21 protein-coding genes are annotated in these 19,619 nt (G+C 69.3%); 14 read left to right on the top strand and 7 right to left on the bottom strand.

Annotated features, from left to right (window positions below; genetic code table 11):
- The first annotated feature begins 143 nt into the window (after positions 1-143).
- The 6 genes from HWX00_RS17875 to HWX00_RS17850 are packed head-to-tail and all read left to right on the top strand — an operon-like array spanning position 144 to position 3,469.
- Complete coding sequence (locus HWX00_RS17875) at positions 144-503, top strand: COG4315 family predicted lipoprotein (protein ID WP_059557254.1); 360 nt, start codon at positions 144-146, stop codon at positions 501-503.
- 33 nt (positions 504-536) lie between these two features.
- Entirely contained in the window at positions 537-1,052 is a 516-nt protein-coding gene (locus HWX00_RS17870; RefSeq protein ID WP_059557251.1) for a sigma-70 family RNA polymerase sigma factor, read from the top strand.
- The gene (locus tag HWX00_RS17865; protein WP_175029122.1) at positions 1,049-1,831 is read left to right on the top strand and encodes an anti-sigma factor family protein; all 783 of its coding nucleotides are present in this window, start codon (positions 1,049-1,051) and stop codon (positions 1,829-1,831) included. The genes HWX00_RS17870 and HWX00_RS17865 overlap by 4 nt, the downstream gene beginning before the upstream one ends.
- 26 nt (positions 1,832-1,857) lie before the next feature.
- Positions 1,858-2,280: a cupredoxin domain-containing protein gene (locus HWX00_RS17860; protein ID WP_034187455.1), complete on the top strand. Its 423-nt coding sequence runs from the start codon at positions 1,858-1,860 to the stop codon at positions 2,278-2,280.
- The gene (locus HWX00_RS17855; protein WP_034187254.1) at positions 2,277-2,909 is read left to right on the top strand and encodes a LolA family protein; all 633 of its coding nucleotides are present in this window, start codon (positions 2,277-2,279) and stop codon (positions 2,907-2,909) included. The genes HWX00_RS17860 and HWX00_RS17855 overlap by 4 nt, the downstream gene beginning before the upstream one ends.
- 44 nt (positions 2,910-2,953) lie before the next feature.
- The gene (locus HWX00_RS17850; RefSeq protein WP_069707162.1) at positions 2,954-3,469 is read left to right on the top strand and encodes an SRPBCC family protein; all 516 of its coding nucleotides are present in this window, start codon (positions 2,954-2,956) and stop codon (positions 3,467-3,469) included.
- A 28-nt stretch (positions 3,470-3,497) separates the two neighbouring features.
- Here the strand turns inward: HWX00_RS17850 and HWX00_RS17845 are convergent, their stop codons facing one another.
- The 6 genes from HWX00_RS17845 to HWX00_RS17820 all read right to left on the bottom strand — a co-directional run bounded on the left by HWX00_RS17845 (position 3,498) and on the right by HWX00_RS17820 (position 11,269).
- Complete coding sequence (locus HWX00_RS17845) at positions 3,498-4,547, bottom strand: ABC transporter ATP-binding protein (RefSeq protein WP_175029123.1); 1,050 nt, start codon at positions 4,545-4,547, stop codon at positions 3,498-3,500.
- Positions 4,548-4,575: 28 nt separating this feature from the next.
- Positions 4,576-6,162 (bottom strand): ABC transporter permease, encoded by a 1,587-nt coding sequence (locus tag HWX00_RS17840; RefSeq protein WP_226194050.1) that lies wholly within the window; start codon positions 6,160-6,162, stop codon positions 4,576-4,578.
- Between the two features lie 14 nt (positions 6,163-6,176).
- A complete protein-coding gene (locus tag HWX00_RS17835; protein ID WP_175029415.1) occupies positions 6,177-7,211 on the bottom strand; it encodes an iron ABC transporter substrate-binding protein in 1,035 nt (344 codons plus the stop codon).
- A gap of 61 nt (positions 7,212-7,272) precedes the next feature.
- Positions 7,273-8,580, bottom strand: a complete 1,308-nt coding sequence (gene efeB / locus HWX00_RS17830; RefSeq protein ID WP_175868130.1) for an iron uptake transporter deferrochelatase/peroxidase subunit — start codon at positions 8,578-8,580, stop codon at positions 7,273-7,275.
- A gap of 11 nt (positions 8,581-8,591) precedes the next feature.
- On the bottom strand, positions 8,592-9,725 hold the full coding sequence (locus HWX00_RS17825) for an NHL repeat-containing protein (protein WP_175029381.1): 1,134 nt from the start codon (positions 9,723-9,725) through the stop codon (positions 8,592-8,594).
- A gap of 77 nt (positions 9,726-9,802) precedes the next feature.
- Positions 9,803-11,269 (bottom strand): carbohydrate porin, encoded by a 1,467-nt coding sequence (locus HWX00_RS17820; RefSeq protein ID WP_034187259.1) that lies wholly within the window; start codon positions 11,267-11,269, stop codon positions 9,803-9,805.
- Positions 11,270-11,938: 669 nt separating this feature from the next.
- On the opposite strand from HWX00_RS17820, the gene groES reads away from it, so the two are divergent.
- A complete protein-coding gene (gene groES / locus HWX00_RS17815) occupies positions 11,939-12,232 on the top strand; it encodes a co-chaperone GroES (protein WP_004186661.1) in 294 nt (97 codons plus the stop codon).
- Positions 12,233-12,278: 46 nt separating this feature from the next.
- On the top strand, positions 12,279-13,919 hold the full coding sequence (gene groL / locus HWX00_RS17810) for a chaperonin GroEL (RefSeq protein ID WP_021163332.1): 1,641 nt from the start codon (positions 12,279-12,281) through the stop codon (positions 13,917-13,919).
- A gap of 186 nt (positions 13,920-14,105) precedes the next feature.
- Here the strand turns inward: groL and HWX00_RS17805 are convergent, their stop codons facing one another.
- The gene (locus HWX00_RS17805) at positions 14,106-14,972 is read right to left on the bottom strand and encodes a hydroxymethylpyrimidine/phosphomethylpyrimidine kinase (protein ID WP_034187260.1); all 867 of its coding nucleotides are present in this window, start codon (positions 14,970-14,972) and stop codon (positions 14,106-14,108) included.
- Between the two features lie 252 nt (positions 14,973-15,224).
- Here HWX00_RS17805 and HWX00_RS17800 point away from each other — a divergent pair, with 252 nt between their 5' ends.
- The 6 genes from HWX00_RS17800 (at position 15,225) to HWX00_RS17775 (ending at position 19,612) form a co-directional block, all read left to right on the top strand.
- Positions 15,225-15,395: a rubredoxin gene (locus tag HWX00_RS17800; RefSeq protein ID WP_004186709.1), complete on the top strand. Its 171-nt coding sequence runs from the start codon at positions 15,225-15,227 to the stop codon at positions 15,393-15,395.
- Positions 15,396-15,499: 104 nt separating this feature from the next.
- A complete protein-coding gene (locus HWX00_RS17795) occupies positions 15,500-16,801 on the top strand; it encodes a hypothetical protein (protein WP_034187261.1) in 1,302 nt (433 codons plus the stop codon).
- Positions 16,802-16,983: 182 nt separating this feature from the next.
- A complete protein-coding gene (locus HWX00_RS17790) occupies positions 16,984-17,562 on the top strand; it encodes a YqgE/AlgH family protein (RefSeq protein ID WP_034187262.1) in 579 nt (192 codons plus the stop codon).
- Positions 17,559-18,008, top strand: a complete 450-nt coding sequence (gene ruvX, locus HWX00_RS17785; protein ID WP_011351144.1) for a Holliday junction resolvase RuvX — start codon at positions 17,559-17,561, stop codon at positions 18,006-18,008. The genes HWX00_RS17790 and ruvX overlap by 4 nt, the downstream gene beginning before the upstream one ends.
- Positions 17,995-18,507 (top strand): bifunctional pyr operon transcriptional regulator/uracil phosphoribosyltransferase PyrR, encoded by a 513-nt coding sequence (gene pyrR, locus HWX00_RS17780; RefSeq protein ID WP_034187263.1) that lies wholly within the window; start codon positions 17,995-17,997, stop codon positions 18,505-18,507. The genes ruvX and pyrR overlap by 14 nt, the downstream gene beginning before the upstream one ends.
- Before the next feature lie 73 nt (positions 18,508-18,580).
- A complete protein-coding gene (locus HWX00_RS17775) occupies positions 18,581-19,612 on the top strand; it encodes an aspartate carbamoyltransferase catalytic subunit (protein ID WP_006476735.1) in 1,032 nt (343 codons plus the stop codon).
- Positions 19,613-19,619 lie beyond the last annotated feature (7 nt).

Here is a 19,619-nt window from a genome sequence, read left to right as displayed (position 1 = left end):
AACGCGGCATGGAATAACCGGTTCCCGCCGTCCGTTTACCTACCGAGTTCCGGCCCGGCCCGCCGGCGGGATAATGGTCGCAACGAAACCGATCGTCCCGTCCGGCGGCGCCGTGCCGCCAGGCCCTGCCAAGGAGAACGGGAATGAAACGGATGGTCTTTGCCGCCGCGCTGACGGCGGCGATCGTGCGGCCGGCGGCCGCGGAACCGCCTCAGGTGAGCGACGGGAAACTGGTCGACGAGGCACACATGACGCTGTACGTGTTCGATCGCGATGCGCCCGGCAAGAGCGCGTGCGACAGCGCGTGTGCGGCCAACTGGCCGCCCGCGATCGCGGACGCGTACGACAAGGCATCGGGCGCACTGAGTCTCGTCGCGCGGGACGATGGCAAGAAGCAATGGGCGTACCGCGGCCGCCCGCTGTATCGCTGGAAGATGGACCGCAAGGCGGGCGACGCGGGCGGCGACGGGATCGGCGGCATGTGGCACGTCGCGCACCCGTGACCGCGCGGCGATGCGGATGCGCAAGGCTTCCTGATGAGCTACGAATCGGATCTGCTGGTGTGGCTGCCGCGTCTCACGCGCTATGCGCGTGCGCTGACGGGCGACCGCGCGTGGGCGGACGATCTCGTGCAGGACACGCTCGAGCGTGCGCTGAACCGGCCGCCGCGCGACGGCGGCAACCTGCGCGCGTGGCTGCTGACGCTGTTGCGGCACCGTTTCATCGACCAGTTGCGCGCGCGGCGCGAGATCGCGGTCGACGATGCGACCGCGCCGTGGCAGACGATGGCCGCGCCGGCCGGCGAGATCGGTGGGCTGGTGCTGCGCGACGTGCAGCGCGCGTTGTACCGGTTGCCGGTCGAGCAGCGCGAGGTGCTGCTGCTGGTCGCGCTTGAAGAATTGAGCTATCGCGACGCCGCGCAGGTACTCGGCGTACCGGTGGGCACGGTGATGTCGCGGCTCGCGCGGGCGCGCGCGCAGATGCGCGCCTTGCTGTCGGACGAGCCGTCGGCGCACGGCACGGCCGCGTTACGGGTGATCGGGAAAACATGATGGACGATCCGCACAAGCCTTCGAACGGGCGGGACGAGGACGCGTCGGCGCAACTGCTGTCCGCGTTGCTGGACGGCGAGCTGTCCGGGAGCGAGCGGCGCGAGATGCTCGAGCGCCTGCAGTCCGATCCGGAGGAGGCCGAACGATTCGCGCATTACCGCGCGCAGCGCGACGCGCTGAAGGCGCTGTTCCCGCTGCCGGGCGCGGCCCCCGCGCTGTTCGTGCAGCGTCGCGCGCCGCGCCGTCGTGCCTTCGCGTATGCGTTCGCGGGGCTGGCCGCCGGGCTGCTGATCGGCGTTGCGCTGCCTGCGGGCTGGCTGGCGATCGGCCGCGACCCGGCGTTCGCCGCGCGCGCCGATGTCGCGTATGCCGTGTACGCAGCCGATCGCGACCATCCGGTCGAGGTCGGCGCGGGCGATCCCGCGTATCTCGCCGCGTGGTTGTCGGCGCGCGTCGGACGGCCCGTGCGCGCCCCGTCGCTCGACGAATACGGCTACGTGCTGCTGGGCGGCCGGTTGCTCCCCGGCGATGGCGGGCCGGCCGCGCAGTTCATGTACCAGCGCGCGGACGGCGCACGCGTGACGCTTTACGTGACCGCCTACGATGCGCGGCATCTCGCGCCGCAGTCGATGTCGGCCGACGGCCGCTACACGTATTTCTGGTCGGATCGCGGCATGGGTTATGCGTTGTCCGGCCGCGGCGACGAACGGCGCCTGCGCGCGCTCGCGATCGAGGCGTGCGGCGCGCTCGGCGGCCCGACCGACGCGTGGAAGAGCTGACGCGTGCCACCGGCAGGGAGCAGGCGATGAAGACGACGATGACGAAGGTGCTCGTGGCGGCGGCGCTCGCCGCGGGTGCGACCCTCGCGCGGGCGGACGGCGACGCGCCCGTGCGCGTGCCGGTCGACGCCGACGGCGTGCAGCGGGTCGCCATCGTCGGCGGCAGCTATTTCTTCCGGCCGAACCATGTGATCGTGCGCGCGCACGTGCCGGTCGAGCTGACCGTGTCGGCGGAGCCGGGCGTCGTGCCGCACAGCTTCGAGATCGCTGCGCCGCCGCAGGCCGGCATGGCGGTGCGCACCGAGCTCGGCACGACGCCGAAGACGTTCCGCTTCACGCCGGCGCAGCCGGGCCGGTTCGCCTACTATTGCACGCATCGGCTGCTGTTTTTCAGGAGCCATCGCGAGCGCGGAATGGAAGGCGTGCTCGATGTCGAGGCGGCGCCGTGATCGCCGCGTTGCTGGCCGCGAGCCTGATAGGAGCGAGCATGACAGCCGACCCCGTGACCGTCGCCCAGGCGCATTTCGACCACGTCCGCTCGTATCGCGCGACGATCCGCTCGTCGGCGCGCGGTGGCGAACACACCGAAATCCGCTACGCCTACCTGAAACCGGGCTTCGTCCGGATGGATTTCGTGTCGCCGCACCGCGGCGCGGTGCTCGCGTACGATCCCGGCGACGGCAAGGTGCGGCTGCGCCCGTTCGGCGCGCACGCGCCGCCCGCGCTGACGCTGTCGCCGTCCAATCCGCTCGTGCGCGACCGCAGCGGCCACCGGGTCGACCGGTCGGACGTCGGCGAACTGCTGCGCAACGTGCATGCGCTGCAGCAGGGCGGCGCGACGGTGACCGAAGGCGAGGAGGCCGTCGGCGGCCGGACCGCGCTGCGCGTGTCGGTCACCGGCGCACCCGCGCACGCGGTCGACGGCGTGCATCGCTACCGGCTGTGGCTGGACGCCGGGGACGGCTTTCCGCTGAAGGTCGTCAGCTTCGCCGACGGCGACGACGTGCCGCTCGAAACCGTGACGCTCGACGACGTCGAAATCGACGTCGCGTTCCCCGAGCGTTTCTTCGCACCTTGACCGACGAGTGGGCGCGTGTCCGTGACGGACAGCCCGGAGGCTGCATGGCGGAATACCGGTTCTCGACGACCTGGCGCGTGGACGCGCCGCTCGCGGCGGTCTGGGACGCGATCTACCAGGTCGACCGCTGGCCCGACTGGTGGAAGGGCGCCGTGCGCACCGTCGAGATCGAGCATGGCGACGCGCGCGGCGTCGGGGCGCTGCACCGGTATACGTGGAAGGGCGCGTTGCCGTACCGGCTGACGTTCGACATGCGCGTGCGGCGCGTCGAGCGGCCGCATGCGCTCGAAGGCCGCGCAAGCGGCGCGATCGAAGGCGACGGGCGTTGGTCGTTCGCCGGCGACGGCGCGCACACCGTCGTGCGCTACGACTGGCACATTCGCACGCAGGTGCGCTGGATGAACTGGCTCGAGCCGCTCGCGCGCCCGCTGTTCCGCTGGAATCACGACGTCGTGATGCGCGAAGGCGCGAAGGGGCTCGCGCGATTGCTGGGGGCGGCCGTCGAGACGGATGGCCGGACCTTCCGGCCGCTGTCCGGCGCAGGCTGCGCCGATGCGTAGCAGCGCGTGAGGACGCGCGTCGCGTCGGTCAGCGCGCGTACGCCATCACCGCGCCGTCCACCGCCAGCGCGATGCGTTCGCCGACGGCCGGGCACCGGTGTCCCGGTACGCGGATACGCACGAGCACGTCGCGATCGGCATCGAGGCGTGCGAGCACGTCGGCATCCTGGCCCGCGAACTGCGCGGCTTCGACGCGCGCCGTCCGGCCGCTCGCCGCGCCGGCCTGCGCGACCGGCACGATGTCGATCTGCTCGGGACGCAGCATCGCGTCGGCCGGCCCGTCGGGCAGCGGGGCGACGAGCGGCAGCTCGCCGAGCGCACAGGCGATGCGCGCATCGCGCACGTGACCCGCGAGCAGCACGGCCTGCCCGACGAACGACGCGACGTCGCGCGTGACGGGCTGCCGGTACAGCATCTGCGGCGCGGCCGTCTGCACGAGCCTGCCTTGCCACATCACCGCGACTTCGTCGCCGAGCGTCATCGCCTCGGGCTGGTCGTGCGTGACGAGCACCGACGTCGCGCCGGCCGCGGCAAGCGCGTCGGCCACCGCGCTGCGCGTTTCATGGCGAAGCGACGTGTCGAGCGCGGAGAACGGTTCATCGAGGATCACGAGCGAGGGCTCGGGCGCCAGCGCGCGCGCGAGGGCCACGCGCTGTTGCTGGCCGCCGGACAGCTGCTGCGGCGCGCGGCTCGCATACGACGCCGGCAGCCCGACCATCTCGAGCAGTTCGTCGACGCGGTGATGGCGGCGCCGTGCCGCGCGCGGCAGCCCGAACGCGATGTTGTCGGCCACCGACAGGTGCGGAAACAGCGCGCCTTCCTGCGGCACGTAGCCGATCCGGCGCCGTTCGGGCGGCAGGTGCACGTCGGGGGCGGCCACGCGGCGTCCGTCGATCTCGACGGTGCCGCGCTCGGCGCGCTCGAAGCCGCACAGCACGCGCAGCAGCGTCGTCTTGCCGCTGCCGGACGGGCCCAGCAGCGCGAGGCGCGAGCCGCGCCGTACCGTGAGATCGATGTCGTGCAGGACGGTATGCGATCCGAACGATTTCGACAGGCCGTGGATGCGTAGTTCGCTCATGGGCGGTTCCGGGAAAAAGGGGCGATGCTCAGTTGCGCACCGACGCGCGGCCGAGCAGCAGGAACAGCAGTCCCGATGCGCCGAGCGACAGCGCGACGAGCAGCGCCGCGTACGGTGCCGCGGCCGCGAACGCGAGCGTCGCCGTATCGCTCCATACCTGTGTGGCGAGCGTGTGTGTGCCGATCGGCGACAGCAGCAGCGTCGCGTTGAGTTCGGTGACGACCGAGATGAACACCATCGTCGCGGCCGCACCGAGGCCGGGTGCCGCGAGCGGCAGCACCACGCGCGTGAGCGTTGCGCGCCAGCCGAGGCCGAGCGAGCGTGCGGTTTCCTCGAGCCGGACCTGCACGTGCGACAGCGCCGCGCGCACGCTCACGACCGCGAGCGGCAGGAACAGGATCGCGTACGCGGCGACGAGCGCCGGCGCGCTCTGGTAGAGCGGCTGCAGCAGCCGCACCGTGATCGACACGATCGCGAGCGCGACGACGATGCCCGGCACGCCCTGCACGGTCATCGCCGTGCGCTCGAGGAGCGTCGCGACGCGGCCCGGATAACGGACCAGCAGGAACGCGAGCGGCAGCGCGAGCAGCGTGGTAACGGCTGCCGCCATCAGGCCGTAGCTGGACGATGCGAGCGTGGCTTGCCACAGCAGTTCGGGCGACACGTCGGCCGGCGTGACGGCGGCGGCCCCTTGTTGCGTGAGCCAGTAGCCGATCATCGCGAGCGGCACGCCGAGCGTCGCGGCCGCGAGCGCGGCGAATGCGACGGTGACGGGGCCGCGCCACCGGCCGAGCGGATAACGCATCGCGACGCGGCGTGCGGCGCGGTGCGTATGACCGTAGCGCGCGTGGCCGCGAGCGCGCGCCTCGATCGCGAGGCACAGCAGGCACAGCGCGATCAGCACGCAGCCGAGCAGCGATGCGCCGCCGCCGTCGAACGCGGTGCGGTACTCGGCATAGATCTCGGTCGTGAACGTGCGAAAGCGCAGCAGCTGGAACGCGCCGAATTCGGACAGCACGCCGAGCGCGACGAGCAGCATCCCGCCGCACAGCGCGGGGCGCAATTGCGGCAGCACGACGCGAAAGAACGTCTGCCACGGCGGGCAGCCGAGCGTGCGCGCGCTTTCTTCGAGCGCGGGGTCGAGCTCGCGCAGCGCGGCGGCCACCGGCAGGTAGACGAGCGGGAAGTACGCGGACGTCAGCACGATCAGCGCGCCGGCGAAGTCCTGCAGGTCGAGGCTCAGCGACACCCACGCGTAGCTCGTGATGAACGGCGGCACCGCGAGCGGGGCCGCGGCGAGCGCGGTCCACAGCGGCCGCGCGGGCAGGTCGGTGCGCTCGATGAACCACGCGGCCGCGGTGCCGAGCAGCGCGCATGCGAGCGTCGCGGCGCATGCGATCGACAGCGTGTTGACGAGCAGCTCGCCGACGAGCGGGCGCCACAGCAGCGCGATCGCATCGTCGACGCCGAAGGTGGCCGCGCGGTACAGCGTGAAGGCGAGCGGCAGCAGGATCGCGAGCGGCCCGCACGCGGCCGCGGCGACGAGCGCGCGCGACGGGCGCCGACGCGTCGCGGGGCGCGCTGCGTCGCGCGCGATGCGCGCCGTGCGGGACACGGCGTCGCTCACGGTCAGAGCAGGCCGGCCTGGCGCAGCAGCTTGCCGGCCTGGCTGTCGTCGCCGAGCTGTTCGAACGTCAGTGCCGGCGGGCTCAGTTCGTTGAACGGCTTCAGGATCGGATCGGGGGCGACGCCCGGATGCAGCGGATACTCGAAGCTGATGCGGCCGTTCGCCATCAGTTTCTGCGCGCGCTCGCCGACAAGATACGCGACGAACTTCTGCGCATCGGCCTGGTGCTTCGATGCCTTCATCACGGCGGCGCCCGACACGTTCACGGCTGCGCCGACGTCATGGTTGCCGAAGTGGTGGATCGCACTTTTCGTCGACTTGTCGCCGAGCTCCGCGTGCAGGCGGTCCCAGTAGTAGTTGTTGATGATGCCGGTTTGCACGCCGCCGCGGTTGACGGCCGCCGTCACGCCTTCGTCGTCGTCGAAGATCTGCGCGTTGGCCTTCAGGCCCTTCAGCCATTGCAGCGTCGCGGCTTCGCCGTGCAGCGCGAGCACCGCGCTCACGAGCGGCAGGAAGTCCGCATCGCTCGGCGCGATGCCGACCTTGCCCTTCCATTCCGGTTTCGCGAGATCGAGCAGCGACGCGGGCAGTTGCTGCGGCTGGAGTTTCGCGGTGTTGTAGACGAGCACGTTCTCGCGCGCGAGCACGCCGACCCAGTTGCCGTCGGCCGGGTTGAAGCGGGCGGGGACCGCCTGCAGCGCTGCGCTGTCGGTCTTCGCGAGCAGGCCCTTGCGGTCGAGCAGCACGAGTTCCGGCGAGTTCTCGGTGAAGTACACGTCGGCCGGCGTGCGGTCGCCTTCCGCGACGATCTGCGCGGCGAGCGCGGGGCCTTCGCCCGAGCGCACCTTCACGGTGATGCCGCTTTGTGCCTCGAAGTCCTTGACGAGCTGGTTGACGACCTGCTCGTGCTGCGCGTTGTACAGCGTGAGCGTCGCGGCGTGCGCGCGCGTGGCGTGCAGCGCGCCGGTCAGCATCAGCGCGGCGGCGGCCGCGGCGATCAGGTGCCGCAGCGGGCGGCTAACGGGAAAAGTGTTCATGTCGTCGTCGTGAGTTGCATCCGGGCGGGCCGGGGAAATGGAGCGTGGCGTCGCGATGCCGTTACGCTTCGAACAGCGCGGCGCCGATGTACGAACCGGGTTGCGCGCCCGGCGGACACGCGAAGATCGCGCTGCCGACGTGCGTGGTGAACTGGTTCATGATGTCCAGCTTCGCGAGCTTCTCGTTGATCGGGATGAAGCCGCGGCGCGGGTCGCGCTGGTGCGCGACGAACATCAGTCCCGCGTCGTACTCGGTCTGCTGGCGCCACGGCGGCCAGCGCTCGATGTAGAAGTTCGTGCTGTCGTTGTACGAATACGCGCGGCGCAGGATCTGCGCGCCGTTGTTCACCTGAGGCGATGCGAGACGCGCATGCGCGTTGTCGGGGATCACCGGATTGCCGTCCTTGTCGACCGCGTCGAGGTCGAGCGCCTCGAACTCGTGCTGGCCGCCGATCGGTGCGCCGCTGTATTTCTTGCGGCCGAACACCTGTTCCTGGAAGCCGAGCTCGGTGTTGTCCCAGTGTTCGAGCGTGATGCGGATGCGGCGCACGACCGTGTAGGTGCCGCCGTTCATCCACGCCGGGCCTTCGTTGCCGGCCCACACGAATTCGTTCATCGCGGCCGGATCGTCGCGCGACGGGTTCATCGTGCCGTCCTTGAAGCCCATCAGGTTGCGCGGCGTCTCGCCCGGCTTGCCGGACGTGAAGCCGGCCTGGCCCCAGCGCATCTGCACGGCCTTGCCGCCGAGGCGCACGAGCTGGCGCACCGCGTGAAACGCCACCTGCGCGTCGTTCGCGCACGCCTGGATGAACAGGTCGCCGCCGGTCTTCTCCGGAATCAGCTGGTCGCCGTTGAAGCGCGGCAGGTCGACGAGCGCGGCCGGGCGCTGCTTCGCGAGGCCGTAGCGGTCCTTGCCCGCGACCGCGAACAGGCCGGGCCCGAAGCCGAACGTGATCGTCAGCCGCGACGCGCCGATGCCGAGCGCGTCGCCCGAGTCGGCCGGCGCGACGTCGTCGCCGCCGTTCGCCGGCAGCGGCTGCGCGGGGGCGCCGCGCGTGAGGCGTGCGGCCGCGTCGGTCCAGGTCTTCAGCAGCGCGATCACGTCCGCGCGTTGGGTCGTGGTGAGGTCGAGCGCCGCGAAATATGCGTTGCGCTGCTGCGGCGTCGTGATGCCGCCCTGGTGCTTGCCGTAGAACGGCTCGATGTCGTCGTCGTGCGCGTGCGCGCCCGGTGCGACCGCGGGCGCCGCGTCGGCCGCGCGTGCGGCCGGCATCGTGCCCGCCGCGAGGCCCGCGGCCACTGCGGCGCCGCCGGCCTTCAGGAAGCCGCGGCGCGCGGGGCGCGACGGCGGGTTCAGATCGTCTGCCATGGTCGGCTCCGTTACTTCGCGAGCATCAGCGTGTTGACGTCGTCCTGGACGTAATAGAAGCCGTCGCCGTCGGGCGTCATCGCGATCCCGAACAGGTCGCCGTTGCCGGGCGGCGACTGCGCCTTGTCGGTATCGATCCAGCGCGCATAGAGCTGCTTGCCGGCGACCGGATCGATCTCGACGACCTGGCCGTTCAGCGCGTTGGTCGCGAGCAGATGGCCGTTCGGCGCGGTCGCGAGTGCGAGCGGGCGGCGCAGGAAGCCGTCGGCCGTCACCTGGCGGCCGACGCCCGCGCTCGTGTCGCGCGTGAGCGGATCGTCGATCTCGACGACGCGGTTGCCGATCGCGTCGGAGACGTACAGCTTCTTCTGGTCGCCCGACAGCGCGAGGCCGGTCGGGCCGACCAGGAACACGCCCTTGTCGGCCTGCGCGCCGAGGCCGCTCGCGACGACCGTTTCCTGCTTGATGACGGGCGGCTTGCCGGCCGGCACGTCGAGGTCGAGGCGCAGTACCGTCGCCTGCTTGTAGACGGGCGGGTTGCCGTCCGCGCCGCCGACGCCGAAGCCGGCCATGCTGACGAACAGCGTCGCGCTGTCGCCGCGGTCGACCACGGCCATGTTGCCCCACGGGTCGTTGATGTTCGCGCTCGACCACGTCGAGGCGATCCGGCCGTGCGGATCGAGCACGATCAGGCAGCCGGCGCCTTTCGTCGACGTCGTGCCGTCGTTGCTCGGCGTGCTGCCGACGATCACCCAGCCCGACTTCAGCATCGTCATCGCGGTCGACAGGCCGACGCCGCCCGGGCACGCCTTCAGGTCGCGTGGAATCGTCGCGAACAGGCTCATCTGCTTGGTCGACGGCCGATAGTCGACGATCGTGCTGCCCGTGCCCTGCAGGTTCGCCGCGTTGTTGAAGTTGTCGACGAGCACGTCGCCTGCCTGGAGCGTGCCGGCCGACACCGGTGCAACCGCGATCGCGTACGGGTTCTGGTCGCCGTTGTCGGGCACCGTGTTGACGAGCAGCGTATGGCGATGCAGCGTCTCGAGGAAGCCTTGCGGCTCGGCGAACGCGCCGGCGGCGGCCGTCAGCGCGACGGCGGCCAGCGCGCCCGTCGCGAGGCGGCGAAGCGGGGCGGATTGAATCATCGGGATCTCCTGGGAGGCGCGCCGCGTCGGCGGCGCGCGAAAACGGGTGGCGTGGGCGGACGGCGGGCGCGCGGCGGTCAGAACGTGATCGTCGTGCGTGCGCCGAGCACGAACGTATTGCGCAGCGGCTGGGTCGCGTCGCTCGGGTTCTGGCCCGCGCCGGCGTTGAACGTGTACTGCGCATCGGCCGCGATCACCCACCACGGGTTGACCTGATACTGGTAGGTCGCCTCGACGGTCGTCTCGCGGGTGCGCACGCCGTACGGACCGGCCGCAAAGTTGCGCGCGGCCTGGTCGAGGTCGGTCACGTGGCTGCCGACCTGGATGTACGTGACGGCGAGGCCGACGCTGTCGTTGTCGCGACCGTCGAACGGCGCCTTCAGCACGATGCCCGCGTTCGCCGCGAAGCTCACGAGGTTGCGGTCGCCCGGCGCGCCCATCACGCGCGCGAACACCCCGAGGCTTTTCGCGCCGGTGGGGTCGGGACGCCAGATCATCTGGTCGGCCACCGCGTAGAAGCTGTAGTCGCCGTGGTGCTGCCGCGCGTTGCCGTTCGATGCGGGATCGGCGAGCGACAGACCGTCGGTGCCGGCGTTCTGGTCCGCGAAGCGGCCGTTGTGATACCACAGGCCGATCTTGTAGGTACCCGGCAGTCCGTTCGAATGGCCGGTGTCCATTTCGCCGTCGGACGGCTGGTTCAGCGCGTACTGCAGCTCGCCGATATAGAGCGTGCCGTTGTGCAGGTTGAAGTTCGTGCCGCTCAGGTTGCCCGGGTTGTTGCCGAGCGGATCGCCGTCGAACACGCCCGCGAGCGCGGTGAGTTTCGGCGTGAGCTGTGCGCGCACGCGTACGCCGAGGCCCGCGAGCGGATACGCGGGGCCGCCGTTCGGCAGATCGTACGACGGCAGCGCGGGCCAGCCGAACATCGTATTGACGAACGTGTTCGCATACGTGCTGACCATGAACTCCTGGTCCAGGCTCTGCTGGCCGATCTTCACGTCGACGCGCTTGTCGAGGAACGATTGCTGGTACCAGAGTTCCCACAGGCGCGTCGTGTCCTGCGCCTCGATGCCGCTCGCGGTGTTGAGCGTGCCGAGATTGCGCGCGCTCAGGTTGCTGCCGTGGATCTGCAGCGCGCTGACGTTGAAGGTGCCGCCGGGCAGGCCGATCGCCTTTTGCGTATCGACCGTCAGCGTCGCGGTCGTCAGCCCGTCATACGTGCCGCCGCGGTTCAGGCCGCCGCGCAGGTTCGCGAGGTATTCGCTGGTTTCGGTGATCTGCAGCGTCGCGCCGTACTTGCCGAGCCACGGGCGGATGCCGCCCATGTCGCCGAGCAGGCTCTGGCGCGTCCAGATGCCGGTCCACATGCCGGCCGGCTTCGCCTGGATCGCGAGGTCGGCCTCGGGCGCTTCGGGCTGCGCGTCGACCGACGCGGCGGCGAACGCAGCGCCGCTCGCGAACGATGCGCACGCGAGGACGGCCGCACAGGCGGCGGGGCGCATCCGGGTGCGGACGCGGTCTCCATGGAACGACGCAACCTTCATATCAAATTCCTGATTCTAATTGGTTTGGAGTCCTGCTTGTCGGTCGCTGTCCCGACGCTCGGCACCGATCGGCCAGGGCACGAAGAAGAGCGCAACGCGGCGCATCGTAGGAGTGTCGAATGGGAATGTCAATGTAAACGAGAATGATTCGCATCTAAATTACTGAATGTAATGGGAGGGCTTACGGATGGGGGCCGACGGGTGTTTTCCGAAAGAAAAAACGTAAATATCGGCGTAATGAAAATGAATGCTTCGATGCGGAGCGATGGATTGCCGGCAGGGGGGGCGGGACGGGGCACCGGGCGCGTTGTGGCGGACGGAATCGGCGCCTGCGCGGGTTTTTCGATGCGATGTCGCCGGTCGCAGGAACTCCGTGCTTACCCGGTGTCCAAACGGGGCTGGATGCGATTCGCGGGCCGCGCGGGCTCGCCCGCCAAGCCGGGTAGCGTGGGTCAGGGTTTTGTTTTAAAAGGATTTTTCGTGATTTTCGGGTGTTTTCCCCGCTTCCGTGCCGCGTTGAAAATTCGTCCGGTTTCCCTTCTTGAATTTGTCAAAACCCGTCCATATAATTAGCACTCGCTGCACGAGAGTGCTAACAATTCTCTGCCGGGCGACAAGCCGGGCAGATTCCCTAAGCGTTCTTCAATCTCAGTCAAGAGAGGAGTGAATATGAACCTTCGTCCTTTGCACGATCGCGTGATCGTCAAGCGCCTGGATCAGGAAACCAAGACCGCCTCGGGCATCGTCATCCCCGACGCCGCTGCTGAAAAGCCGGACCAGGGCGAAGTCCTGGCCATCGGCCCGGGCAAGCGCGACGACAAGGGCGCACCGATCGCGCTCGACGTGAAGGTCGGCGATCGCGTCCTGTTCGGCAAGTACGCAGGCCAGACCGTGAAGGTCGACGGCCAGGAACTGCTGGTCATGCGCGAAGAAGACATCATGGCCGTGGTCAACGCGAAGTAAGCGTCCTCCGACGGTACATATTCCCAAGAATTCAAGGAGTTAGAAGATGGCAGCTAAAGACGTCGTATTCGGCGATTCCGCCCGTTCGAAGATGGTCGAAGGCGTGAACATTCTCGCCAACGCAGTCAAGGTCACGCTGGGTCCGAAGGGCCGCAACGTGGTGCTGGAGCGCAGCTTCGGCGGCCCGACGGTCACCAAGGACGGTGTGTCGGTCGCGAAGGAAATCGAGCTGAAGGACAAGCTCCAGAACATGGGCGCGCAAATGGTCAAGGAAGTCGCTTCCAAGACCAGCGACAACGCAGGCGACGGCACGACGACGGCAACCGTCCTCGCGCAATCGATCGTTCGCGAAGGCATGAAGTACGTCGCATCGGGCATGAACCCGATGGACCTGAAGCGCGGTATCGACAAGGCAGTCGCAGCGGCTGTCGACGAGCTGAAGAAGATCAGCAAGCCGTGCACGACGAACAAGGAAATCGCACAGGTCGGCTCGATCTCGGCGAACAGCGACACGTCGATCGGCGATCGCATCGCTGAAGCGATGGACAAGGTCGGCAAGGAAGGCGTCATCACCGTCGAAGACGGCAAGTCGCTGGCTGACGAACTCGACGTCGTCGAAGGCATGCAATTCGACCGCGGCTACCTGTCGCCGTACTTCATCAACAACCCGGAAAAGCAAGTCGCCGTCCTCGACAACCCGTTCGTGCTGCTGCACGACAAGAAGGTGTCGAACATCCGTGATCTGCTGCCGGTGCTCGAGCAAGTCGCGAAGGCTGGCCGTCCGCTGCTGATCATCGCCGAAGACATCGAAGGCGAAGCGCTCGCAACGCTGGTCGTGAACAATATCCGCGGCATCCTGAAGACCGTTGCGGTCAAGGCGCCTGGCTTCGGCGATCGTCGCAAGGCGATGCTGGAAGACATCGCGATCCTGACGGGCGGCCAGGTGATCGCCGAAGAAACCGGCCTGACGCTCGAGAAGGCAACGCTGGCAGAACTGGGCCAGGCGAAGCGCATCGAAGTGGGCAAGGAAAACACGACGATCATCGACGGCGCAGGCGAAGCCGTGAACATCGAAGCACGCGTGAAGCAAGTGCGCGCGCAAATCGAAGAAGCGACGTCGGACTACGACCGTGAAAAGCTGCAAGAGCGCGTGGCCAAGCTGGCCGGCGGTGTTGCAGTGATCAAGGTCGGTGCTGCGACCGAAGTCGAAATGAAGGAAAAGAAGGCACGTGTCGAAGACGCACTGCACGCAACGCGCGCAGCTGTGGAAGAAGGCATCGTGGCAGGTGGCGGCGTTGCGCTGATCCGCGCTCGCACCGCGATCGCAGGCCTGACCGGCGCGAACGCCGACCAGAACGCCGGCATCAAGATCGTGCTGCGCGCGATGGAAGAGCCGCTGCGCCAGATCGTCACGAACGGCGGCGAAGAAGCCAGCGTCGTGGTGGCGGCCGTTGCTGCAGGTACGGGCAACTACGGCTACAACGCAGCAACGGGCGAGTACGTCGACATGGTTGAAGCCGGCGTCGTCGACCCGACCAAGGTCACGCGCACCGCACTGCAGAACGCAGCGTCGGTTGCTGGCCTGCTGCTGACGACGGACGCAGCTGTCGCAGAACTGCCGAAGGAAGACGCACCGATGCCGGGCGGCATGCCGGGCGGCATGGGCGGCATGGGCATGGACATGTAATCGACCTCGGTCGATGGTGTCCGGAACGTGCAGCGATGCGCGTTCCAGCCAAAAGAAAAGACCCGCAGCGATGCGGGTCTTTTTTTATTGGTGCGAGGATCTTGATGTGCGTGCGGGGCGGCCGGAGGCGTTGCGCCCGCGGTGGCGCGGCAGGTGCGACGGCGGGGCGCGCCCGCCGTGCCCGCGTCAATGCCGGTGCGACGTCCGCGATACCGGATCGGCCTTCACGGCCGGTGGCGTATCCGATTCTTCATTGCTGCGCGCCCAGAAGAACCGGTCGGGCAGGTAGGCGCCCATGCCGGGCCGGAACGCGTCGCGCACGGCCTGGTACAGGTACTCCTGCGCCTCGCGCACCGCCTCGGGCGGTTCCTGGCCGTTCGCGAGCAGCGCCGCGATGGCCGCGCCGAGCGTATCGGTGATGCCCATCAGCCGGTGCGGCGAGCGATCCCACATGTCCTCGCGAAGCTGGCCTTCCTCGCCGTACAGCGTGTTGACGAGCCGGTGCGAGCCCGTCTCCGACGACAGGATGTACTCGCAGCCCTGCGACAGCAGGTGCGACACGGCGGCGTCGAGATTCGGCGCCTCGGCGTCGCCGTCCGGCTGCGCGAGCGCGATCAGCGTGGCGTGATCGGCGACCAGCAGCGTGGTTTGCGGCGCCAGCAGGTCGGCGATCGACTCGCGCAGGTCGTCGGCCGCGAGTACGTGCTCGTCGTCGAGCGTGAAATCCGGCGCGAGCACGAGCGGCACGCCGTCGTAGTCGGCGACGACCTCGGCGATCGCACTGACGACTTCCGCGCGCGTCGCCGCGCCGATCTTGAACGCGGCGACCGGCATGTCCTCGAGCAGCATGCGCGCCTGGGCGGCGACGACTTCGGGGTCGAGGCCGGTCACTTCGTCGCAGGCGGCGGAGTCGCGCACGGTGTAGCCCGTCAGGACGGACACGCCGTGACAGCCCATGCTCGCCAGGGTCATCAGATCGGCTTGGAGGCCGGAGCCGCCGGTGGGATCGGACAGGCCGAAGGTGAGGACGATCGGAGGGGCGTTGCTGGACATGTAAAAATGGGGCAAGAGAAAAACGGAAAGCGACGGAGATGCGGACCGCGAGGCGAGTGGCCGTTTTCGGCCCTGTGTTGCCCGGCAGGCCGCACTTTTCAGCCATTATGCGGTGGAATCCGGCCCGCACGACGGATTTTTTAGCGCAGCGCAACGTAGTCGCCGTCCTCCAGCGCGATTGCTAGGCAGTCCGGCCCCGACACGGTACCATCATGGCTCCCGAATTTACCGACTTTTCCCGACGCGGCTAAGATGGAATACAAGAGCTGGATGTGCCTGATTTGTGGCTGGATTTACGACGAAGAAGCCGGGCTGCCGGAAGAGGGCATTGCCCCGGGCACGCGCTGGGAAGACGTCCCGATCAACTGGACGTGCCCCGAATGCGGCGCTCGCAAGGAAGACTTCGAGATGGTCCAGATCTGATCGGACCGCTGGCCCACGGACACTCCGCTCCGGCCTCGCATCGGCCCGGCGCTCGCGCGCCGCGGTTCGGGCGAGCGACTTGACGATGACAGGCGCGCGTGTCCATGACGTCCGATCCGGCGAACGTTCCCCACCCTGACGCACTGCCCAACCCGCGCGGCGGGGCCGTGCGCGCGGCCGACGCATGGCTTGCGGCGGCCGCCGACGCATTCGGGCGGCACGACGATGCGGCTGCGCCGCTGTCCGCCGCCGCGGCGGTGCTGGCGGAAGCCGGCTGGCTGCCGGCCGCGCGGTTCGCCGGGCAACTGGCGGCCGCCGCGCCGCTGGTCGCCGCCGAGCCGACGTCGGCCGGCTGGCGTGGCGCGCTGCGCGACTTCCGCGCGGCCGTCGGGCGTCACAACCTGCGCGAGCTCGCGTGCTCGCCCGTTCTCCTCGACCATTTCCGTGCACTGCGCGCGCAAAGCGCCGCCGACCTGCGTGCCAGCGCGCCGCCCGACGCGCTCGCGCTGGTCGGCCGCGCGGTGCCGCCGGCCACGTTGCGCGCGCTGCCCGACGCGTTAGCGGCCCGGATCCGCGCCCGCTACGAGCAGGCGCTGCTCGGGCTGCTGCGCGTAGAGCGCGGCGCGCCCGACGCGGCGCTGGACGAACTCGATGCGATGCAGGTCGCGCTCGCCGACGACGGGCCGTACGATTTCTGGCGGCTCGCGAACGCGTGCCTGCGCGCGCTGCGCGCAAGCGGCGCGCCCGAGCTGAAACGCTTTCTCGCGCGGACCAACCTGCTGCTCGCCGAACAGGTGCGGGGCCGGCGCAGTGCGCCGCCCGAGCTCGTGCGCGAGACGGTGGCGCTGCTGTGGCGCGATTTCGCGCTGTTTGGCGCCGCGGCCGAGGACGTCGCGCTCGTCGAGGTGCTGCACGACTACGGGCTGACGGTCGACTGGCACGTCGCCGGCACGCCGGCGTCCGAGGCGTTGTGGGAAGCCGATGCCGCGCGGGCCGAGCACGATGCGGTCGCCGTCGCGCCGACCCGCGCGCTCGGCGTCGTGACCGTCAACGCGCATGCGTACGAGGATTTCCTGCAGACGGCCGATGCGTCGATGGCCGACCTCGCCGCCGATCCGGCCCGAGCCGACGCAGGCGCCGCCTGGCACGCGTCCGGCGCCGCCTACCGGGTCGGGACGGCCGCGTGCGCGCTCGGGCTCGGCCACGCGGCACTGCTGGCCGATACGCTCGGCCTCGCATGGCGCCGTGCCGCCCACGGCATGCCGCTCGCGGACGGCGGCCTCGACGCGCACGGCCACGCGTCCGACATGCTGCGCGCGGCGCTGCTGAAGATCGCGGCCGGCGTCGCGCCGCCGGACCTCACCGCGGCATCCGGCGCGCTCGGCACGGCGCTCGGCCGGACCTGACGAACGAGGGGACGGGCAGATGGCGGCGCCCCTTGTCGCGCGGGCCTGCAACACGCTGCCGACAGCACCCGCGCGCGTGTTAGAGTGCCGTGTGATCCGCGCGCGTCGTTGCCAGCGTGGCGCGGCGTTGCTTGTTGATCGCGGCCCGGTCAGGTCGCGGCGTCTTTGCTAAAATTCAAACCATGTCAAAGCCTTCCGATCGCATCAATCTCACCAACCAGTTCCTGATCGCCATGCCCAACATGGCCGATCCGACGTTCTCGGGAACGGTGGTCTATCTTTGCGATCACAGCGAGCGCGGTGCGCTCGGCCTCGTCATCAATCGTCCTACCGACATCGATCTCGAATCGCTGTTCAACCGTATCGACCTGAAGCTCGACATCGAGCCGCTGCTGCACATTCCCGTGTACTTCGGCGGCCCGGTCCAGACCGAGCGCGGCTTCGTGCTGCACGAGCCGGTCGAGGGCGCGAACTACAACTCGTCGATGTCCGTCGACGGCGGGCTGGAGATGACGACGTCGAAGGACGTGCTCGAGGCGGTCGCGACGGGCACCGGCCCGAAACGCTTCCTGCTGACGCTCGGCCATGCCGGCTGGGGCGCGGGGCAGCTCGAGGAAGAAATTTCCCGCAACGGGTGGCTGACCGTGGCCGCCGATCCGCGCATCGTGTTCGACACGCCGGCCGAAGAGCGCTTCGAAGCCGCCCTCGGCCTGCTCGGCGTCAGCTCGTCGATGTTGTCCGGCGAAGCAGGGCACGCATGAGCGGCGCGAGCGCGCGCGATGCGACGCTCCTGGCGTTCGACTACGGCGAAAAACGGATCGGCGTCGCGGTCGGCAACGCGCTGACGCGCTCGGCCCGTGCACTCGTCGTGATCCAGAACCTGAATCGCGAACACCGTTTCAAGGCGGTCGGCGACCTGCTGGCCGAATGGCGGCCGGACGCGCTCGTCGTCGGCCTGCCGATGCATCCGGACGGCACGCCGCACGACATGACGCAGCAGGCGAAGCGCTTCGGCAACCAGCTGAACGGCCGCTTCGGGCTGCCCGTCACGTGGGTCGACGAGCGTTATTCGTCGGTCGAGGCCGAGGCCGGGCTGCGCGAGCGCAACGTGCGCGGCCGCGCCCGCGCGGAGATGCTCGATGCCGAGGCCGCCCGCGTCATTCTTCAACAGTATCTCGATCAATTGTCCGATCATGAGCACCATTGATGCCGAGGCGCTTTACCGCGTCCTGCTCGACCAGATCCGCGCCGCGTACGGCACGGCGTTCGCCGAACCGGGCGGCCCGCGGCTCGCCGGCATTCACAGCGGCGGCGCATGGCTGGCCGAGCGTCTCGCACGCGATCTCGGCGCGCCGGCCTTCGGCGTCGTGAACGTCGCGCTGCATCGCGACGACTACGCGAAGAAGGGGCTCCACAGCCAGGCCAGCCCGACATCGCTGCCGTTCGAGATCGACGGCGCGCGCATCGTGCTCGTCGACGACGTGCTGTACACCGGGCGCACCGTGCGCGCGGCGCTTAACGAGCTGTTCGACTACGGCCGTCCGGCCGCGGTCGAGCTCGCGGTGCTGGCCGATCGCGGCGGCCGCGAGTTGCCGGTCGCCGCACGCTTCGCGGGCGGCACGCTCGACGTGCCGGCCGGCGCGACGCTCGTGCTCGCGCGTGACGACGCGCGGTTCACGCTGCGCGTCGACCCGCACGGCGCCTGAACGACACGCGAACCGTATCCCGGGCCGCTGGTTTGCACCGCGGCCCGTTTGCATAGTTGGAATCACGCACACCATGACCACCGACACCACTGGCCGCACCGGCAATCCCGCCGCGGCCGCGAGCCCCGACCGGTTCCGCTACGGGTTCCTGAAGGGCAACCCGCAGCTCACGAAAAACGGCGAGCTGAAGCACCTGCTGTCGATCGAGGGCCTGCCGCGCTCGATCGTCAACCATATCCTCGATACGGCCGAGCAGTTCGTCAGCGTGACGGACCGGGAAGTGAAGAAGGTGCCGCTCCTGCGCGGCAAGTCCGTCTTCAACCTGTTCTTCGAGAACTCGACGCGCACGCGCACGACCTTCGAGATCGCCGCGACGCGCCTGTCGGCCGACGTGCTGAACCTGAACATCAACGCGTCGTCGACGAGCAAGGGCGAATCGCTGCTCGACACGATCAACAACCTGTCGGCGATGCATGCCGATCTGTTCGTCGTGCGCCATGCGTCGAGCGGCGCACCGTACCTGATTGCCGAGCACTGCGCGCCGCACGTGCACGTGATCAATGCCGGCGACGGCCGCCACGCGCACCCGACGCAGGGCCTGCTCGACATGTACACGATCCGTCACTACAAGCGCGACTTCACGAAGCTGCGCGTGGCGATCGTCGGCGACATCCTGCATTCGCGCGTCGCGCGCTCCGACATCCATGCGCTCACCACGCTCGGCGTGCCGGAAGTGCGCGCGATCGGGCCGCGCACGCTGCTGCCGGGCGGGCTCGAGCAGATGGGCGTGAAGGTGTTCCACAACCTCGACGAAGGGCTGAAGGGCGTCGACGTGATCATCATGCTGCGCCTGCAGAACGAACGGATGAGCGGCGCGCTGCTGCCGTCCGCGCAGGAGTACTTCAAGACGTGGGGCCTGACGCCCGAGCGCCTCGCGCTCGCCGCGCCCGACGCGATCGTGATGCACCCGGGCCCGATGAACCGCGGCGTCGAGATCGATTCGCAGGTCGCCGACGGCCCGCAGTCGGTGATCCTCAACCAGGTCACGTTCGGCATCGCCGTGCGGATGGCGGTGATGGGCATCGTTGCCGGCAACAGCGACTGAGCCCGCT

The organism is Burkholderia seminalis DSM 23518, from assembly GCF_902832885.1.
In the GTDB taxonomy this organism is placed as follows: Bacteria; Pseudomonadota; Gammaproteobacteria; order Burkholderiales; family Burkholderiaceae; genus Burkholderia; species Burkholderia seminalis.
Note: the sequence above shows the minus strand (reverse complement) of the source record. Positions and strands in the feature narration are given on the sequence as shown.

Bases quoted from the DNA above. Each gene is read 5' to 3' on its own strand.
- HWX00_RS17875 (WP_059557254.1), top strand. From the start codon at position 144: ATGAAACGGATGGTCTTTGCCGCCGCGCTGACGGCGGCGATCGTGCGG.
- HWX00_RS17870 (WP_059557251.1), top strand. From the start codon at position 537: ATGAGCTACGAATCGGATCTGCTGGTGTGGCTGCCGCGTCTCACGCGC.
- HWX00_RS17865 (WP_175029122.1), top strand. From the start codon at position 1,049: ATGATGGACGATCCGCACAAGCCTTCGAACGGGCGGGACGAGGACGCG.
- HWX00_RS17860 (WP_034187455.1), top strand. From the start codon at position 1,858: ATGAAGACGACGATGACGAAGGTGCTCGTGGCGGCGGCGCTCGCCGCG.
- HWX00_RS17850 (WP_069707162.1), top strand. From the start codon at position 2,954: ATGGCGGAATACCGGTTCTCGACGACCTGGCGCGTGGACGCGCCGCTC.
- HWX00_RS17845 (WP_175029123.1), bottom strand. From the start codon at position 4,547: ATGAGCGAACTACGCATCCACGGCCTGTCGAAATCGTTCGGATCGCAT.
- HWX00_RS17835 (WP_175029415.1), bottom strand. From the start codon at position 7,211: ATGAACACTTTTCCCGTTAGCCGCCCGCTGCGGCACCTGATCGCCGCG.
- efeB (WP_175868130.1), bottom strand. From the start codon at position 8,580: ATGGCAGACGATCTGAACCCGCCGTCGCGCCCCGCGCGCCGCGGCTTC.
- HWX00_RS17825 (WP_175029381.1), bottom strand. From the start codon at position 9,725: ATGATTCAATCCGCCCCGCTTCGCCGCCTCGCGACGGGCGCGCTGGCC.
- HWX00_RS17820 (WP_034187259.1), bottom strand. From the start codon at position 11,269: ATGAAGGTTGCGTCGTTCCATGGAGACCGCGTCCGCACCCGGATGCGC.
- groES (WP_004186661.1), top strand. From the start codon at position 11,939: ATGAACCTTCGTCCTTTGCACGATCGCGTGATCGTCAAGCGCCTGGAT.
- groL (WP_021163332.1), top strand. From the start codon at position 12,279: ATGGCAGCTAAAGACGTCGTATTCGGCGATTCCGCCCGTTCGAAGATG.
- HWX00_RS17805 (WP_034187260.1), bottom strand. From the start codon at position 14,972: ATGTCCAGCAACGCCCCTCCGATCGTCCTCACCTTCGGCCTGTCCGAT.
- HWX00_RS17800 (WP_004186709.1), top strand. From the start codon at position 15,225: ATGGAATACAAGAGCTGGATGTGCCTGATTTGTGGCTGGATTTACGAC.
- HWX00_RS17795 (WP_034187261.1), top strand. From the start codon at position 15,500: ATGACGTCCGATCCGGCGAACGTTCCCCACCCTGACGCACTGCCCAAC.
- HWX00_RS17790 (WP_034187262.1), top strand. From the start codon at position 16,984: ATGTCAAAGCCTTCCGATCGCATCAATCTCACCAACCAGTTCCTGATC.
- ruvX (WP_011351144.1), top strand. From the start codon at position 17,559: ATGAGCGGCGCGAGCGCGCGCGATGCGACGCTCCTGGCGTTCGACTAC.
- pyrR (WP_034187263.1), top strand. From the start codon at position 17,995: ATGAGCACCATTGATGCCGAGGCGCTTTACCGCGTCCTGCTCGACCAG.
- HWX00_RS17775 (WP_006476735.1), top strand. From the start codon at position 18,581: ATGACCACCGACACCACTGGCCGCACCGGCAATCCCGCCGCGGCCGCG.